This window comes from Achromobacter sp. SD115 (assembly GCF_017355315.1).
GTDB lineage: Bacteria > Pseudomonadota > Gammaproteobacteria > Burkholderiales > Burkholderiaceae_B > Achromobacter > Achromobacter xylosoxidans_B.
On record NZ_JADIJM010000031.1, the window covers coordinates 27,071 to 43,282 of the forward strand.

Genomic DNA, 16,212 nt, shown 5'->3' on the forward strand with positions numbered 1-16,212 from the left:
ATTGGTGCGCGCCGCAGCGGCATGGATCAAAACCAGCAAACAATGCACTGCGCAACAGAAGCTGTGCTTATCGTCCACGATTGTATCACTACTTGCGCCCTTTCCGTGGCAAAAGCGCCACAGCGCGTCCGACCGCCCCCGTCGGTTGCGCCTGCGCGCCGCTGCGCCATAACCCGAAACCTCATCCGTCGTCGCGGCCTAAATCCAGAATGTTTCGGGCGTGCTTCTCGCATATATGACAGGTAGATGGTGCAACAGTCTGATTTTGGCGAGATTCATGTCCCGCAGGGCATGCGAAAACGTAATCTGCCTTCGCAAATTCAGGACTATCCGCGACCTGCGCAATCGACCGCCGGCGTTCCCCCATCCTGCATGTGGAGCATCGATGAAACCTGTCTCAGCGCTCACTCTCAAAGCGCCCCCACACCTCAACCCCGAGCCCGCCGAAACCGGCGACCGCCCGGGTACACGCCGGCACCTGCTCCTGTCCCGGCCGCCGCCCCTTATCAAGGTGGCCATCCTGGACGACCACCCCGTGGTGGCCGTGGGCGTGGGCGCCTACCTGGAGAGCCGCCCGGGCTTCCGGGTGGTCCACCGCGAAACCTCGGCGCGCTCCCTGCTGGAAAAGCTGTCCCACTCGCCCTGCGAAGTCGCCCTCGTCGATTTCTACCTGCCTCTGGAACCCTGGGACGGCGTGAACTACCTGCGGCGCCTGCGCCGCTATCACCCCGCCATGGCCCTCATCACCTTCTCGGCGGGCAGCCGTCAGGAAACCCAGTACGCCGCGTACCGCGCGGGCGCCAACGGCTACTTCGCCAAGGAATGCGGCATGGTGCTGCTGCCGGAGATGATCCGGGGCGTGCTGGCGGGCAGGGAGGAATTCCTCACGGTGCAGGACGGCAAGATCCGCCCGCAGCAGCCGACGCACCCTCATGCGGCCTTGACGACTTCGGAAGTTGAAATACTGCGCCATATCAGCCAGGGCCTGTCCGTCACGCAGATTTCAGCGCGGCTGATGCGCAGCAAGAAGACCATCAGCACCCACAAGCGCCGGGCCATGCACAAGTTGCAGCTGTCCGACGATCTGTCGCTGGCGCTCTACCTGCGCGAGAAGTTCGCCGAATGAACGCCGCCCGGCGTCAGGCCCCATCCGGGGCCTCGGCTCAGATGATCCGCGAGTAACTGGCCGCGGTGCCTGGCGCCTGCAGGTAGCCGTCGAACGCCATGGCGACGGCCCGCACGAAGTACCAGCCCAGGCCGGTTACCTGCAGTTCGCCGGGACGCAGGTTGACCAGGCCCAGCTCGGCCAGATTCGCCATCTGCTGCAGTTCCTGACCAAAGCTGTCGGAGAACCTCAAACCGTGGCGCGCCTCGATCCGGCCAAAGTCCACACGGCCCTGGCACATGATGTCCATGATGATCTCGCGCCGCACCAGGTCGTCCGCGCTCAGCGTCATCCCTCTTTCGACGGCGAAACGCCCTGCTTCGATCGCCGCGTAGTACTCGTCCAGAACCTTGGCGTTCTGGCTGTAGGTGTTGCCGATGCGGCCGATCGCCGACACGCCCAGGGCGACCAGATCGCGGTCTGGTTGCGTGCTGTAGCCTTGGAAATTGCGGTGCAACTCCCCTTTCTGTTTGGCGATCGCCAGTGCATCGCCTTCCAGCGCGAAATGGTCCATGCCGATGTAGGCGTAGCCCTGCTTCAGGAAACCGTCGATGGCGGCGCTGAGCAGCCCCACCCGCGTTTCCCGGTCGGGCAGATCCGCCTCGTTGATGCGGCGTTGCGGCTTGAATCGGGTCGGCAGATGCGCATAGGCATAGAGCGCGATGCGGTCGGGCCGCAACGCGATGACCTGGGCGATGGTACGGGCAAAGGACTCCGTGGTCTGCAGCGGCAGGCCGTAGATGAGGTCCATGTTGACCGAGACATAGCCCAACGCCCGCGCGCTCTGCATCAGCGCCCGCACGTCCTCGAATGATTGCACGCGATGCACCGCCGCCTGCACCCGCGGATCGAAATCCTGCACGCCGAAACTCAGGCGGTTGAAGCCCAGTTCGCGCATGTGGGCCAGGCGCTCGGGCGTGGCGGTGCGGGGGTCCACCTCGATAGAGATTTCCGCATCGGTTTCGAATCGGAACGCGCGGCGCAGATTCGCCATCAGGCCCGACAGCTCCTCGTCCGACAGGAAGGTCGGCGTGCCGCCGCCGAAATGCAATTGCGACACGGGCACGCCTTCGCCCAGCTCGCGCACATGCAGCTCGATCTCGGCAGCCAGGGCGTCCAGATAACGGGCGGCGCGGCCGTGATGGCGGGTCACCACCTTGTTACAGGCGCAGTAATAACAGACCGACTCGCAGAACGGGATGTGCACGTAGAGCGACAGAGGTTCCGCAGGCGCCGCCGCGCGACGCTGCTGCAACGCCTGCCGGTAATCCTGTTCGCCGAAACCGCCGTGATACCGGTCCGCCGTGGGGTATGAGGTGTAGCGAGGGCCATTTTTGTCCAGCCGCGCCAGCAATTGGGGCGGGAACAAAGGGCTGGCGGCGGAGGGCTCGCGGGATTCAGTCTGTAATGGGCGTAGGGCGGCTTGCATACCTGGAATTATTCGCCTGTGCCGGCCAATGCGGCTTGATCTTGCGCAAACCCCGGCGATCTTCCCGCCGGACCAATCCCCACGTCCCGCATCAACCCGAGGAACGCGCGCGCGGCCTAGCCCCCGTAAAATGCGGCCTTGTTAAAGATGCACAACACGGAAAACCACCATGGACACTGAACTGGACGGCCGCCTGCTCGCCATGCGCCAGGCGCTGGCGATTGCCATCGCCCTCTCGACCCGCAGCAGCCCCCAGGCCACCGACATGGCGCTGGAACTGCTCAATGACCTGAAAGCAGGCATGGACAGCACGCCCTCGGACAGTCCGTTCGAGAAAGCGGAATGGGTGGTGGGCGCACAAGACGAGCTGGACGGCATCGCGCGGCTGGTGCGCGCCTTCACGCAGACGCCGGAGCCGGATGGCGAGGCGCAGTAGCCTGCTCTAGCGAGGCGGCGCGCCTGCCGCCATGCCGCAAGGCGCGGTGGGCGGCGTCGCGCGCCAGTACAGGCCAGGAAAGTTCCGTCCGACCGCGACGAACCCCGGTCCGGGCGCCTTCAGTTCAAGTTCCAACGCGCCGCATGCGTTCGCCATGTCCTTCGGCACCCAGGGACTGAAGCGGAGTTGCCCGTCTATCAACACCAAAGGCTGCTCCGGCAGGCGTAGCGCCAGCGCCCCTGCTTCGTCGGGCGGCCCCGATATCAACCTGACCGGCCCGCCCAGCGCGGCCTTGGCGGGTTCATGCAGGGCATCGGCCAGTGCCTGGGCGTCGAAGTAGCGCCAGTCCGACGCCTTGCGCGCCAGCCCTGCCACGCCCGGCGAGTTCAGCACGACCCGCGCCATCAACAGCGCCTGGACCAGCACAAAGACCAGTACGGCATCGCGCCGCCGCACGCCCCCCCAAGCGCCGCCGCGCATCAGTTCCATCGCCGCCGGCACCACGAACAGCAGATAAGGCGTGCCCCAGTGCAATTGCACGTGCGAGCCGCTGGCAAGCGTCATGACGCTGACGAAGGCAAGCGGCGTGAAGCCGAACGACAGCAGAATAGCGCGGCCCGCATCGCCCGGCTGCGGCTCCGCCTCCACGCTGGCCATGGCTGCGCCGCGGCGTGACAACCACCACAAGACACCCAGCAGGATCCAAGCCGGCATCGCGCGGTTCAGCAACTGGTCGCCCCACCATTGCGCCACCTCCGCCACGCGGCTGCTCCAAGGCAGACCCGCGGCCAGCGATGAGGCCATCGCGTAATTCAGGGGTTCGAAGTCGTTGTAGGCCAGCCAGCACAGATGAGGGGCAAAGACCGCCAACGCCGTCAGCGCCGCCACCTGCAGGCCGAAGCGATACATGGGGTCGCGCCAGCCGCGTTGGCTCAACCAGAACACCAGCACGGCGGCGCCCGCCACCGCGCTCTGGTACTTGGACAAGGCTCCCAGGCCCAGGCAGACGCCCAGCACGATCCACCACCCGATCCGGCGCGTGGTCCAGGCCTTCCAGCATGCGGCGGCGCAGCCCACCGCCAGCGGGATCAACACGATCTCGTGGTTGTAGAAATGCAGGCGGCCGTTGTAGAAGGTGACGCACAGGCCAGCCAGCAACGCCGCCCGCGCGTAGCCGCTGCCACGCATGTCCCGCAGCCAGCGCCACAGCAGCGCGAAAGCGCCCAGGGTGCAGAGCGCGCCGACGATGTAGCTCGTCCAGGCCGACCAGCCCAGCAATTGCACCGCGGGCCACAGCAGCCAGGTCGGCAACGGCGGATGCTTGTAGTAACCCCATTCCAGGCTGCGCACCCAGGTGAGCTGCTCGATGTTATCGGTGGGAGGCGCAAGGGCCGCCCTGTCCAGCAGCGTCAGCCATGCCAGCGCGAACACCGCCATGCCCGCGCCGATCCGCCAGCCCTCGGACCCGAACGTCCGCTCCGCAACTTCCTTCACTTCCCTCTCCCTTGTTGCCGGCGCCGCGCGCTGCTTCATGCCTTTCATCGGGCGGGACGGAGTATGGGATGGCCCCTGCTCGCAACAGCGGCGATTCTGTTCGGGATTTGTCGGGAAACTGTAAAGCGCGCAAGGCGTTCCTAACTGGCCTGACCACCTATTAGAAAGAGGTGAAATCCCTGTGATCGTTTTCCCTTGAAATGCAAAATTCTCCTTCTTATTCAAAGAGGAGATGCCTATATTTAGTGGCCTGACCACTTGGCCTCAAGTTCCCGCCTGACCCGCCGATGAACACCTTCCAAGCTGCTGCCGTCACCCGCCTGTACCGCGTCATCGCCGACCAGATCGCCGGTCGGATCCGGGCCGGCGAATTCCCTCGCGGCGGCCGCCTGCCTTCTGAGCGAGAGCTGGCCGAACAGCTGCAAGTCAGCCGCGCGTCGATCCGCGAGGCCCTGATCGCGCTGGAAATCGAGGGCTATGTCGAGGTGCGCGTGGGTACCGGGGTCTTCGTCACCGCCGCCCGGGAAGCGGCCACGCCCGCCATGGGCTACTCCGCGCCGGGACAGGACGGCATCGGCCCCTTCGACCTGCTGGAAGCGCGCATGCTGATCGAACCCGAATGCGCCGGCATGGCCGCGCAGCATGGGTCACCCGCCCAGATCGCCGCCATCCGCGACGCTCACGAGGGCATGTCGCTAGGCAATTCGCCCGGCCGCCACGACCGCGAATTCCACAACGCCATCGCCGCGGCTTGCGGCAACGCCGCGGTCGCGGCCTCGGTGGCTCATTTGTGGGAATTGACGCAGACCAGCCCGGTGTACAGCCGCATGGAGGATTACTTCGTCGACACCAAGGTCTGGGCGATCGCCCATGCAGAGCATCAGCGCATCCTGATTGCCATTCAGGCGCGCGACCCGATCCGCGCGCGGCACGCCATGCATGCGCATCTGCTAGGCATCCTGGCGCGCCTGCGAGAGGACTTTGGCGACGACAACGGCGCGCCGCAATGGTGCGCGGCACGCTGAAGAGCACCCATACGAAGCATTGTTGTAGCGGCTCCACCCGTAGTACCCCTGAAAACACAGGTGGCATGAGGTTTGCTTGCCAGAGCACGGCATCCGCGACGCGGACACCTGTCAGATCCTTTCCAGCCCGGAGGCTCGCAGTGAAATCGAAAAAATGGTTCTCCCTAAGCATCGGCGCACTGGTCCTCGCGGCCGCGCTGCCCGCCACGCAAGCCCTGGCCCAGACCAAGGGCGGCACGCTGAACATGATCGTCCAGCCCGAACCGCCGGTGATCGTCACGGCCATCAACCAGCAGGGCCCCACGCAATTCGTCGCTGGCAAGATCTACGAGAGCCTGCTGACCTACTCCACCGAATTGAAGCCGCAGCCCGGCCTGGCGAAATCGTGGGACGCCTCGGCCGACGGCCTCACCTACACCTTCCACCTGCAGGACAACGTCAAGTGGCACGACGGCAAGCCCTTCACGTCCGAGGACGTGGTGTTCTCGCTGGCGGACATGCTGCCCAAGACCCATGCGCGCGCCCGCGTGATCCTGAACAAGTTCGTGGAATCGGTGCAGGCGCCGGACGCGAAGACGGTGGTCGTCAAGCTGAAGACGCCCTTCCCCGCCTTCATGCTGATGTTCGAGCCGGGCTTCGCGCCCATGATGCCCAAGCACCTCTATGCGGGCACCGACTACATGACCAATCCGGCCAACCAGAAACCGGTAGGCACCGGCCCGTTCATGTTCAAGGAATGGAAACGCGGCGAATACATCAAGCTGACCCGCAACCCCGACTACTGGAAGCCGGGCAAGCCCTATCTGGATGAGTTGGTGTTCAACGTCATCCCCGATTCGGCCTCGCGCGCGGTGGCCTTCGAGCGCGGCAGCGTGGACGTGCTGCGCGGCGGCGACGTCGACAACGTCGATATCAAGCGCCTGCGCGCCCTTCCCAAGGTCGAATACACCACGGCCGGCTGGGAGATGTTCTCGCCGCAGGCCTACCTGATCTTCAACATGCGCAAGCCGCCCTTCGACAACCTGAAGGTGCGCCAGGCGGTGATGGCGGCGATCAACCGCAACATGGTGGTCAACAACATCTTCTTCGGCCTGGGCAAGGTCTCCACCAGCCCCTTCGTCACCACCGAGATGTTCTACGACAAGAACATGCCGCCGCTGGCGTTCGACATGAAGAAGGCGCGCGCGCTGATCAAGGAATCCGGCGTCAAGCCCGAGGACTACACGATCCGCCAGCTGAGCTTCCCCTACGGCTCCACCTGGGACCGCCTGGGCGAATACACCAAGCAGGCGCTGGAGCAGCTGGGCTTCAAGGTCAACCTGGAAGCCACCGACGCAGGCGGCTGGGCCAGCCGCACGGGCAACTGGGACTTCGACATGACCACCACCTTCACCTACCAGTACGGCGACCCCGCGCTGGGCGTGCAGCGGTTGTATGTCTCGTCGAACATCGTCAAGGGCTCGCCGTTCGCCAACGTGCAGGGCTACAGCAACCCCGAGACCGACAAGCAGTGGGAAGCCGCCGCCTCCGAGGTGGACCCCGCCAAGCGCCAGGAGCTCTATACCAAGCTGCAGACCACGCTGGTCAATGAGATTGCCAACGGCTTCCTGGTGGACATGGAATTCCCCACGCTCTATCGCGGCAACGTGAAGAACCTGGTCAAGACCGCCATCGGCCTGAACGAAACTTTCGACGACGTGTACATCGAGAAATAAGCGCCGCAGGACGCCGCCGCGACACGCCTGCCGCGGCGGCGGATGCCGGCCGGACAAAAAGGGCTGCCTCAGGCAGGCCGCGTCCGACCTGAGAGGATCCAGAGCATGAAATTCCTGTCTTTTCTCGTTTCGCGCATCGGCAAGGCCCTGGTGGTCGTGCTGGGCGTGGTGATCATCAATTTCTTCCTGATCCGCCTGGCTCCCGGCGACCCCGCCGCCGTGCTGGCGGGCCAAGCCGGCGCGGGCGATGCCGCCTACGTCGAACAGCTGCGCGTGGCCTTCGGCCTGGACAAGCCCATCCTGACTCAGTTGATGCTCTACCTGAAAGGCGTGGTGCAGCTGGACCTGGGCTTCTCGTACCGCAACCACGTGCCGGTGCTGGACCTGATCCTGGAACGCCTGCCGGCCACCTTCTTGCTGATGTCCTGCGCCTTCGTATTTTCCATCGTGCTTGGCGTCTTCCTGGGCGTGGTGGCGGCCAAGGCCCGCTACCGCAACAAGCGCCGCTGGATCGATAGTTCCGTCATGACGGGCGCCCTGGTGCTGTATGCCACGCCGCTGTTCTGGCTGTCGCTGATGGGCATCCTGCTGTTCTCGGTGGTGCTGGGCTGGCTGCCAGCCTTCGGCATGGAGACCGTGGGCGCGAACCTGAGCGGTTGGGCGCGCGCGGGCGACATCGCCCAGCACCTGATCCTGCCCACCGTGACGCTGGGCTGCTTCTTCATGGCGGTGTACGTGCGCCTGACGCGCGCCTCCATGCTGGAAGTGATAGGCATGGATTTCGTCAAGACGGCGCGCGCCAAGGGGGTGAGCCCCGGCCGCGTGATCCGCGCTCACGTGCTGCGCAATGCGCTGCTGCCGGTCATCACCTTCGCCGGCATCCAGCTGGGGCAGATGGCGGGCGGCGCGGTGCTCACCGAAACCGTGTTCGCCTGGCCCGGCATCGGCCGGCTGATGTTCGACGCGCTGCTGCAACGCGACTACCAGTTGCTGCTCGGCATCTTCCTGGTCACCTCCATCATGGTGGTGGTGTTCAACCTGCTGACCGACGTGCTGTACCGACTCATCGACCCGCGCATCGGCGCGGGCGCGCAGCAAGGAGCCGCCGCATGAAGTCCTTTGTCCGGCGCTACATGCGCAATTACGGAGCGGTGGCCGGACTGGCCATCATGCTGATCGTGGTCCTCGTGGCCCTGGCCGCGCCGCTGCTGTACGAAGAATCGCCCTGGATGATGGTGGCCGACCCGCTGATTCCGCCGTTCACCAACGCCGACTACCCCTTCGGCACCGACATGCTGGGCCGCGACATCACGGCCGGACTGGTCTGGGGCGCCCGGGTTTCGCTGATGGTCGGCCTCTTGTCCACCGCCGTGGCGCTGGTCTTCGGCATCGTGGTCGGCTCGGTGGCGGGTTACTGCGGCAGCCGCGTGGACGACGCGCTGATGCGCTTCACCGAATTTTTCCAGACCATCCCGCAACTGGCCATGGCCGTAGTGCTGGTGGCGATCCTGAGCCCCTCGGTCTATTCCATCATGGGCGCGATCGCCGTGGTGTCGTGGCCGCCGGCCGCGCGGCTGGTGCGTTCGGAATTCATGACGCTCAAGCAGCGCGAGTTCGTGCAGGCCGCCATCGTCATCGGACAGACGCCAGCCCGCATCGTCGGCACCCAGATCCTGCCCAATGCCATGTCGCCCATCATTGTGTCGGCGTCCTTCATGGTCGCCACCGCCATCCTGACGGAATCGTCGCTGTCCTTCCTGGGGTTGGGCGACCGCAACCTGATGAGCTGGGGCTTCATGATCGGCGCCGCGCGCACCATGATCCGCGAGGCCTGGTGGATGAGCGTCTGGCCCGGCGTGGCGATCCTGCTGACCGTGCTGGCCATCAACCTGATCGGCGAAGGCCTGAACGACGCCCTCAATCCGCAGCTGCGCAAGCGCGGCGAATAGGAGGACGCCATGAACGCATCCACGCCCCTGCTGTCCATCCAGAACCTGAGCATCGCCCTGCCCAAGGGCGGCGACCGCCCCTATGCCGTGCAGGACGTGTCCTACGACATCCGCGCCGGCGAAATCCTGTGCATCGTCGGCGAATCGGGTTCGGGCAAATCCATGAGCGCCAACGCCATCATGGGGCTCCTGCCCGATTACCTGACGCCGCAGCAGGGCCGCATCCTGTTCCGCGGCCAGGACCTGCTGCGGCAGGACGAAGCCACCCTGCAAGCCATGCGCGGCAAGGACATGGCGATGATCTTCCAGGAGCCCCTGTCGGCGCTGAATCCGCTGATGACCGTGGGCGAACAGATCAGCGAAGTCATGCGCGTGCACAACGCCTATCCCGGCACCCAGCGCCTGGCCCGCACGCTGGAACTGCTGGCTTTCGTGGGCCTGCCCGACCCCGCCACGCTCTACCACGTCTACCCGTTCCGCCTGTCCGGCGGCCAGCGGCAGCGCGTGATGATCGCCATGGCCCTGGCGCTGGAACCCGCGCTGCTGATCGCCGATGAGCCCACCACCGCGCTGGACGTCACCACCCAGGCGCAGATCCTGGCGCTGATCGCCCGCATCCAGAAAGAGAAAGGCATGGGCGTCATGTTCGTCACCCATGACTTCGGCGTGGTGGCCGAGATCGCGCACCGGGTCGCCGTCATGGAAAAAGGCATCCTGGTGGAACAGGGGCCGGCCGAAGAAGTGCTGAACCGGCCCCGCCACCCCTACACGCAACGCCTGATCGCAGCCGTGCCGCACCGCCGCGGCGAAGCGCGCACGGCCGCCGCGGACGACGCGCCGGTGCTGGACGTGCGGGACTTGAAGAAGACCTATGTAGTGGGGCGCGGCTGGCTGGGCGGCAAGCGTGAGGTGCATGCCGTGGACGGCGTCAGCTTCAGCGTGCGGCGCGGCGAAACGCTGGGCATCGTCGGCGAATCAGGCTCGGGCAAGTCCACCATCGGCAAGTGCCTGCTTAAGCTGGTGGGCATCAATGGCGGCCAGCTGATCTTCAACGGCCAGGACATTGCCGCCATGCCGGAATCGCGCTTCCGGCCGCTGCGCCACGACATCCAGATGATCTTCCAGGACCCGTTCGCCTCGCTCAACCCGCGCCATACCGTGGGCCGCATCATCAGCGACGGCCCCGTCGCCAACGGCGTGCCGCGCGCCCAGGCCGAAGCGCGCGTGCGGGAGCTGCTGTCGCTGGTCGGGCTGGACCCGTCAGCCTTCGACCGCTATCCCAACCAGTTCTCGGGCGGACAGCGCCAGCGCATCGGCATCGCCCGCGCGCTGGCGCTGGAGCCCAAGGTGCTGGTGGCCGACGAATCGGTGTCGGCGCTGGACGTGTCCGTCCAGGCGCAGGTACTGCAGCTATTGCATGAATTGCAACAACGCCTGAAGATTGCGCTGGTCTTCATCACCCACGATTTGCGCGTGGCTGCCCAGATCTGCAATGCCGTGCTGGTCATGCATCGCGGCAAGGTGGTCGAGTACGGCTCGCCCGCGCAGATTTTCGACAACCCGCAGCACGCCTACACACGGCAGCTGATCGCCGCGGTCCCCGGCCAGCATTGGGACCCGACCAAGGCGCACGCGGCCTGAAGCGCACAAGAATATTCATGCCCACCAAGGAGAACACCCCATGCAACGCCCCGCCGCCATACCAACCGTACAGATCGACAATGACATGGTCACCGTCACCGAATGGCGCTTTCCGCCCGGCGGCGAAACGGGTTGGCACCGCCACGGCATGAATTACGTGGTGGTCCCGCAGACCACCGGCCCGCTGCTGCTGGATACGCCCGACGGCGAGATCACCAGCCAACTCATCACCGGCGTGGCCTACTACCGGCCCGTGGGCGTGGAGCACAACGTCATCAATCCCAGCGACACCGAATTCGTGTTCGTCGAAATCGAACTCAAGCACGCATAAATAAAGCCAGCGAGGGCAGCCATGAAGGCGTTTTTCTCGGAAGAGCAGCTGCTGCATACGCCGCAGCAATTCATGCGGCTGGGGCGTATCAGCGCGCCGACCGATCTGCCGGCGCGCGCCGAAAGCCTGCAAAGCGCGCTGGCCGCGCGTGGCATCGGCGTGGAAGCGCCGGCCGACTACGGCCGCAAGCCGCTGCAAGACATCCACAGCCCTGACTACCTCGACTACCTGGAAACGGCTTATGCGCGCTGGCAGGCCTTGCGATCGGCCACGGTGGATCCGGGACCCGAGGTGCTGCCCAACCTTTCGCCGTACTACAACGGCCGAGTCGAGCTGGCCGGCCGCGGCCCCTGCCCGTCGCCGTCCATCGTGGCCCAGACCGGCTACTACCTGAGCGACCTGTCCTGCCCCATCGGGCCGCAGACCTGGCGCTCGGCGCTGCGGTCCACCCATAGCGCGGTGGCCGCCGCCGACCACGTCGCCAGCACGGGAGGCATGGCCTATGCCTTGTGCCGCCCGTCGGGTCATCATGCCCACCGCGACCGCGCGGGCGGCTTCTGCTACCTGAACAGCAGCGCGGCCGCGGCCAGCCGGCTGCTGCAGAGCTGGTCCAAAGTGGCGGTGCTGGACGTGGACGCCCATCATGGCGACGGCACCCAGAACATCTACTACCAGCGCGCCGACGTCATGACGGTGTCGCTGCACGCGGACCCCGCCGGCTACTACCCCTTCTATACCGGCTACGCGCATGAGCGCGGCCATGGCGCGGGCGAAGGCTGCAACCTGAACCTGCCGCTGCCGCATGGCTCGGGCAACGACGCCTTCCTGCGGGCGCTGGACACGGCGCTCGCCGCGCTGGCCGGCTACGCGCCGCAGGCGCTGGTGCTGGCCCTGGGCTTCGACACCTACAAGGACGATCCGATCAGCGTGCTCAAGCTGGACATCGACGCCTACCGCGACATCGGCGCGCGCGTCGCCAGTCTGGGACTGCCCACCGTGATCGTGCAGGAAGGCGGCTACATGGTGGAGGCCATCGGCCCCGCGCTGGACGCGTTCCTGCTGGGCGCGGGCCGGGCGGCAGCCTGAGTCCAACCGCCCACATGAGCTCCGTTCCCCTCGCCCTGCCCTCTCCGGCCGCCGCGCGCCAGACCGGCATCCTGCTGTTCTTCGCCGCGCTGGTGGCTTTCGCCACCTTCGACGCGGGGTCCAAGCACATGCTGGCGCGCTACCCCGCGCCGTTCCTGAACATCATGCGCTACTCGGCGGTGGCCGTGCTGGCGGTGGCACTGCTGTGGCGGCACCGCGGCGGGCCGCGCCTGCGCGATGCGGCCGAAAAACCGCTGCTGATACTGCGCGGCCTGCTGCTGGCCACCGTAGGCACCTGTTTCATGACCGCGCTGATCTGGATGCCGCTGTCGGAAGCCACGGCCATCTACTTCACCTCGCCGCTGATCATGGTGGCGTTGTCGCCCTGGCTGCTGGGAGAGCGGGTGCGGCCCGCCCAGTGGACAGCGGTGGCGGCGGGCTTCACGGGCATGCTGCTGATCGTGCGGCCGGGCTCGGACCTGCCCTGGCTGGGTACGCTGCTGATGGCGGTGTCCGCGGTCAGTTATGCGGTGTTCCAGGTGCTGACGCGCAAGCTTTCGGGCAAGGTGCCTGGGCCGGTCCAGTACGCCTACACCGCCTTCATCTGCCTCATCGTCACCGGGCTGCCGGCGCCCTTCTTCCTGCCGGACCCGTGGCCGGATCTGGCCGATACGCTCTTCATCGTCGGCCTGGGCGCCTGCAGCGGGCTGGCGCAGATCTTCCTGATATCCGCGTTTCAGCGCGTGGCCGCGGCGACCCTGGCCCCGCTGAACTACTTCCAGCTGCTGCTGGCGGTGCTGTTCAGCACCTTCTGGTTCCAGCGTCCGCCGGACGGGCTGGCCTTGGCGGGCATGGCGCTGATCATCGCCTCGGGCGTGTTCCTGGCGCTGCGCCGGAGCTGAACCGGTCTTCAGCTGGTTTCGCGCTGCACCAGCTTGAAGCCCAGGTCCACATGGCGCTCGGCGACGGGCTCGCCCGCCAGGTGCCGCATCAGCAGGCCCGCGGCCGATACGCCGATCTGGTAGCGCGGCGTGGCGATCGTCGACAGTGGCGGCGTGGTCCAGGCCGTGCCGGCCACGTCGTGGAAGCCGATGATGGCCATGCGCTCGGGTACCGGCACCCCCAGGCGTCCGCACTGGAACACCGCGCCCTGGGCCAAATCGTCATTGCAGAAAAAAAGCGCGTCGCAGTCGGGATGGTGCGCGCGCAACTGCTCCAGCAGGGACGCCCCCAGACCGATGGATGATTTCTCCGGCGTCATGATTTCCAGGGCCGGATCGTACAGGCCCGCATCCCGCAAGGCCTGGCGGCAGCCCTCGCAGCGGCGCAGCGAACGCGGATCCAGCTGCGCGCCCACGATGCCAATGCGGCGGTAGCCCCGCTCCACCAGATGGCGGCCGGCGGCATAGCCGGAATCGAATTGCGAAAACCCCACGCTCATGTGCTCGCCGCCGTCCAGCGTCTCAATCGTGTGCACGGTCGGAATGCGCTGCGTGTCCAGCAAGTCCCATACGCCCGGATTGTGATCGACGCCCGTCAGGATCAGGCCGTCGGGGGCATGCTGCAGGTACTTGCGCAGCAGGGCTTCTTCCTCGTCCGGCGAATAGCCGGTCACGCCGATCAGCATGTGATAGCCGTGGCGGTCCAGCTCTTCCTTGATCCCCGCGATGATGTCCACGAACACCACGTTGCTCAGCGACGGAATCAGCGCCACGATGGTCTGCGAGCGCGCCGACGCCAAGGCGCTGGCAGCATGGTTGGGCACATAACCCAGTTCCTGGCACACCCGCGCAATGCGCTGGCGCAATTCCTCCGCCACCTTGTCCGGCGTGCGCAGCGCGCGCGATACCGTGATCGCGCTGACGCCCACGCGGCGCGCGACCTCCTGCATGGTGACGCGGCCGGCGCGTGAACTGCGGGGTTTACGGATGGACATCGGTCCTCGGCATGGGTTGGTGAGCGCGTAGTCTGACGCAAAAAACTGGGGCTTGCCAAACGCAAAATGTTAGCGCTAACATTCCTCACAGCATAACCCTAAAAAATTCCCGAAAACGGATAGGAGACAAACATGCGAGCTTCCCCACCGGGGCGGCCCGGCGGTACGCCGCTGGCCCGCGCCGCCGATTGGTGCTTCGCGCTGCAGACCTGGCTGATGGTGGCCTGTCTGGCCGTCATGGTGGTGCTGTTGTTCGGCAACGTCGCGCTGCGCTACCTGTTCAACTCCGGCATCAATGTGTCCGACGAGATCTCCCGGCTGGCGTTCGTTTGGATGATCTTCCTGGGCTCGGTGATTGCGCTGCGCTCGCACCAGCACATCGGCGTCTCCATGCTGGTCGAACGTTTCGGCCCCGCCGCCCGCCGCGTCTCGCACGTGTTCTGCCAGTTGCTGATTCTGTGGGTGCTGTGGCTGATGGCCGAAGGCAGCTGGACGCAGACCATCATTGGCCTGGACACCGTGCTGCCCGTCACCGGCATGTCGTTGGCGGTGTTCAATGCCGCGGCGCTTTATGCGGCCGCCGCCATGGGTATCCTGACCCTGATCGATCTGGTGCGCGTCCTTGCGGGCGGGCCCTTGCCGGCGGAATCCAGCCCCGAAGACCCGCTGGTCTGACGGCTCCGCCCCCAACTTCCTTCCCCCGCCCGGACGCCCGCAATGATCCTGACCGTCTTCCTGCTCGTGCTGCTGGGGCTGATCGCCCTGGGCATGCCTATCGCCTTCGCGCTGCTGCTCAGCGCGATCGCCATGATGTTCCAGCTGGACTTTTTCGATACCCAGATCCTGGCGCAGAACATGCTGTCGGGCGCCAACAGCTTCACCCTCATGGCCGTGCCGCTGTTCATGCTGGCCGGCGAACTGATGAACGCCGGCGGCATTTCGCGCCGCATCGTGAATCTGGCCAGCACCTTCGTGGGCCACATCCAGGGCGGCCTGGGTTATGTGGCCATCTTCGCCAGCGTGCTGCTGGCGGCGCTATCCGGCTCCGCCGTGGCCGACGCGGCGGCGCTGGGCTCGCTGCTCATCCCCATGCTGCGCGAAAAAGGCTACAACGCGGGCCAGGCCTCCGGACTGATCGCGGCCGGCGGCATCATCGCGCCCATCATCCCGCCCTCGATCTCGTTCATCATTTTCGGCGTCGCCACCAATGTGTCGATCACCAAGCTGTTCTTCGCCGGCATCGCGCCGGGCCTGATGATGGGCCTGACGCTGGTCGCGGTGTGGACCTGGGTGGCGCGCAAGCACGGCAGCATCAAGCCCTCGCCGCGCGTCCCCTGGAGCAAGCGCTGGAAGGCGCTGCGCGAATCGCTGTGGGCCTTAATGCTGCCGGTCATCATCATCGGCGGCTTGCGCGGCGGCATCTTCACGCCCACCGAGGCGGCCGTGGTCGCCGCGGTCTACGCGCTGCTGGTCAGCCTGTTCGTCTACCGCGAAATCAGCGTGCGCGATCTGGGGCCGCTCTTCATCAACGCCGCCAGCACCACCGCCATCGTCATGTTCCTGGTGGCCGCCGCCATGGTCTCGTCCTACATGATCACCCTGGCCGACATGCCGCAGGACCTGATCGCGCTGCTTGAGCCCGTGCTGGACCAGCCCAGGCTGCTGATGTTCGCCCTGCTGATCCTGCTGACGCTGGTGGGCACGGTGATGGACCTGACGCCGACCATCCTGATCCTGGCGCCGGTGCTGATGCCGGTGGTCACCAAGGCCGGCATCGACCCGGTCTACTTCGGCGTGATGTTCGTCATGGTGGGCTGCGTGGGCCTGCTGACGCCGCCGGTGGGCACCGTGCTCAACGTGGTCTGCGGCGTCGCCCGCATCAATATGGAAACCATCATCAGGGGCGTGTGGCGCTATGTCGCGGCCTACACGCTGCTGCTGGTCCTGCTGGTGATCTTCCCCGAGTTGATCACCGTACCTGCACGCTGGATGCATTAGAAAAACC

15 protein-coding genes are annotated in these 16,212 nt (G+C 66.0%); 12 read left to right on the forward strand and 3 right to left on the reverse strand.

The window, feature by feature from the left end; genetic code table 11:
* Window positions 1-385 precede the first annotated feature (385 nt).
* Complete coding sequence (locus tag IPU70_RS29730) at window positions 386-1,126, forward strand: response regulator transcription factor (RefSeq protein ID WP_242702755.1); 741 nt, start codon at window positions 386-388, stop codon at window positions 1,124-1,126.
* Between the two features lie 37 nt (window positions 1,127-1,163).
* On the opposite strand, the gene hemN is transcribed toward IPU70_RS29730, so the two are convergent.
* Window positions 1,164-2,594, reverse strand: coding sequence for an oxygen-independent coproporphyrinogen III oxidase (hemN, locus tag IPU70_RS29735; protein ID WP_207472721.1), 1,431 nt, complete (start codon window positions 2,592-2,594; stop codon window positions 1,164-1,166).
* Window positions 2,595-2,763: 169 nt separating this feature from the next.
* On the opposite strand from hemN, the gene IPU70_RS29740 reads away from it, so the two are divergent.
* The gene (locus IPU70_RS29740) at window positions 2,764-3,030 is read left to right on the forward strand and encodes a hypothetical protein (RefSeq protein WP_041653252.1); all 267 of its coding nucleotides are present in this window, start codon (window positions 2,764-2,766) and stop codon (window positions 3,028-3,030) included.
* Window positions 3,031-3,036: 6 nt separating this feature from the next.
* Here IPU70_RS29740 and IPU70_RS29745 read toward each other — a convergent pair whose 3' ends face one another.
* Window positions 3,037-4,524, reverse strand: coding sequence for a glycosyltransferase family 39 protein (locus IPU70_RS29745; RefSeq protein WP_207472722.1), 1,488 nt, complete (start codon window positions 4,522-4,524; stop codon window positions 3,037-3,039).
* Between the two features lie 287 nt (window positions 4,525-4,811).
* Here IPU70_RS29745 and IPU70_RS29750 point away from each other — a divergent pair, with 287 nt between their 5' ends.
* The 8 genes from IPU70_RS29750 (at window position 4,812) to IPU70_RS29785 (ending at window position 13,173) form a co-directional block, all read left to right on the forward strand.
* On the forward strand, window positions 4,812-5,549 hold the full coding sequence (locus tag IPU70_RS29750; RefSeq protein WP_207472723.1) for a FadR/GntR family transcriptional regulator: 738 nt from the start codon (window positions 4,812-4,814) through the stop codon (window positions 5,547-5,549).
* A 140-nt stretch (window positions 5,550-5,689) separates the two neighbouring features.
* The gene (locus tag IPU70_RS29755; RefSeq protein WP_207472724.1) at window positions 5,690-7,264 is read left to right on the forward strand and encodes an ABC transporter substrate-binding protein; all 1,575 of its coding nucleotides are present in this window, start codon (window positions 5,690-5,692) and stop codon (window positions 7,262-7,264) included.
* A 105-nt stretch (window positions 7,265-7,369) separates the two neighbouring features.
* Window positions 7,370-8,377 (forward strand): ABC transporter permease, encoded by a 1,008-nt coding sequence (locus IPU70_RS29760; protein WP_013392903.1) that lies wholly within the window; start codon window positions 7,370-7,372, stop codon window positions 8,375-8,377.
* Window positions 8,374-9,213, forward strand: coding sequence for an ABC transporter permease (locus IPU70_RS29765; RefSeq protein WP_207472725.1), 840 nt, complete (start codon window positions 8,374-8,376; stop codon window positions 9,211-9,213). The genes IPU70_RS29760 and IPU70_RS29765 overlap by 4 nt, the downstream gene beginning before the upstream one ends.
* Before the next feature lie 9 nt (window positions 9,214-9,222).
* Window positions 9,223-10,854 carry an ABC transporter ATP-binding protein gene (locus IPU70_RS29770; protein ID WP_207472726.1) on the forward strand — a complete coding sequence of 544 codons (1,632 nt, stop codon included), beginning with the start codon at window positions 9,223-9,225 and terminating at the stop codon, window positions 10,852-10,854.
* A 40-nt stretch (window positions 10,855-10,894) separates the two neighbouring features.
* Window positions 10,895-11,185, forward strand: a complete 291-nt coding sequence (locus IPU70_RS29775) for a cupin domain-containing protein (RefSeq protein ID WP_207472727.1) — start codon at window positions 10,895-10,897, stop codon at window positions 11,183-11,185.
* A 21-nt stretch (window positions 11,186-11,206) separates the two neighbouring features.
* Complete coding sequence (locus IPU70_RS29780; RefSeq protein WP_207472728.1) at window positions 11,207-12,271, forward strand: histone deacetylase family protein; 1,065 nt, start codon at window positions 11,207-11,209, stop codon at window positions 12,269-12,271.
* A gap of 14 nt (window positions 12,272-12,285) precedes the next feature.
* Window positions 12,286-13,173 carry a DMT family transporter gene (locus IPU70_RS29785; protein WP_207472729.1) on the forward strand — a complete coding sequence of 296 codons (888 nt, stop codon included), beginning with the start codon at window positions 12,286-12,288 and terminating at the stop codon, window positions 13,171-13,173.
* 8 nt (window positions 13,174-13,181) lie between these two features.
* On the opposite strand, the gene IPU70_RS29790 is transcribed toward IPU70_RS29785, so the two are convergent.
* Window positions 13,182-14,207 carry a LacI family DNA-binding transcriptional regulator gene (locus IPU70_RS29790; protein ID WP_207472730.1) on the reverse strand — a complete coding sequence of 342 codons (1,026 nt, stop codon included), beginning with the start codon at window positions 14,205-14,207 and terminating at the stop codon, window positions 13,182-13,184.
* Between the two features lie 132 nt (window positions 14,208-14,339).
* On the opposite strand from IPU70_RS29790, the gene IPU70_RS29795 reads away from it, so the two are divergent.
* Together IPU70_RS29795 and IPU70_RS29800 are read left to right on the forward strand one after the other, a co-directional pair.
* Window positions 14,340-14,882 (forward strand): TRAP transporter small permease, encoded by a 543-nt coding sequence (locus IPU70_RS29795; RefSeq protein WP_207472731.1) that lies wholly within the window; start codon window positions 14,340-14,342, stop codon window positions 14,880-14,882.
* Window positions 14,883-14,924: 42 nt separating this feature from the next.
* Entirely contained in the window at window positions 14,925-16,205 is a 1,281-nt protein-coding gene (locus tag IPU70_RS29800; RefSeq protein ID WP_207472732.1) for a TRAP transporter large permease, read from the forward strand.
* Window positions 16,206-16,212: the final 7 nt, after the last annotated feature.

Coding starts and splice junctions, on each gene's coding strand:
- IPU70_RS29775 (WP_207472727.1), top strand. CDS start 10,895: ATGCAACGCCCCGCCGCCATACCAACCGTACAGATCGACAATGACATG.
- IPU70_RS29740 (WP_041653252.1), top strand. CDS start 2,764: ATGGACACTGAACTGGACGGCCGCCTGCTCGCCATGCGCCAGGCGCTG.
- IPU70_RS29770 (WP_207472726.1), top strand. CDS start 9,223: ATGAACGCATCCACGCCCCTGCTGTCCATCCAGAACCTGAGCATCGCC.
- IPU70_RS29750 (WP_207472723.1), top strand. CDS start 4,812: ATGAACACCTTCCAAGCTGCTGCCGTCACCCGCCTGTACCGCGTCATC.
- IPU70_RS29790 (WP_207472730.1), bottom strand. CDS start 14,207: ATGTCCATCCGTAAACCCCGCAGTTCACGCGCCGGCCGCGTCACCATG.
- IPU70_RS29800 (WP_207472732.1), top strand. CDS start 14,925: ATGATCCTGACCGTCTTCCTGCTCGTGCTGCTGGGGCTGATCGCCCTG.
- IPU70_RS29765 (WP_207472725.1), top strand. CDS start 8,374: ATGAAGTCCTTTGTCCGGCGCTACATGCGCAATTACGGAGCGGTGGCC.
- IPU70_RS29785 (WP_207472729.1), top strand. CDS start 12,286: ATGAGCTCCGTTCCCCTCGCCCTGCCCTCTCCGGCCGCCGCGCGCCAG.
- IPU70_RS29730 (WP_242702755.1), top strand. CDS start 386: ATGAAACCTGTCTCAGCGCTCACTCTCAAAGCGCCCCCACACCTCAAC.
- IPU70_RS29780 (WP_207472728.1), top strand. CDS start 11,207: ATGAAGGCGTTTTTCTCGGAAGAGCAGCTGCTGCATACGCCGCAGCAA.
- hemN (WP_207472721.1), bottom strand. CDS start 2,594: ATGCAAGCCGCCCTACGCCCATTACAGACTGAATCCCGCGAGCCCTCC.
- IPU70_RS29795 (WP_207472731.1), top strand. CDS start 14,340: ATGCGAGCTTCCCCACCGGGGCGGCCCGGCGGTACGCCGCTGGCCCGC.
- IPU70_RS29760 (WP_013392903.1), top strand. CDS start 7,370: ATGAAATTCCTGTCTTTTCTCGTTTCGCGCATCGGCAAGGCCCTGGTG.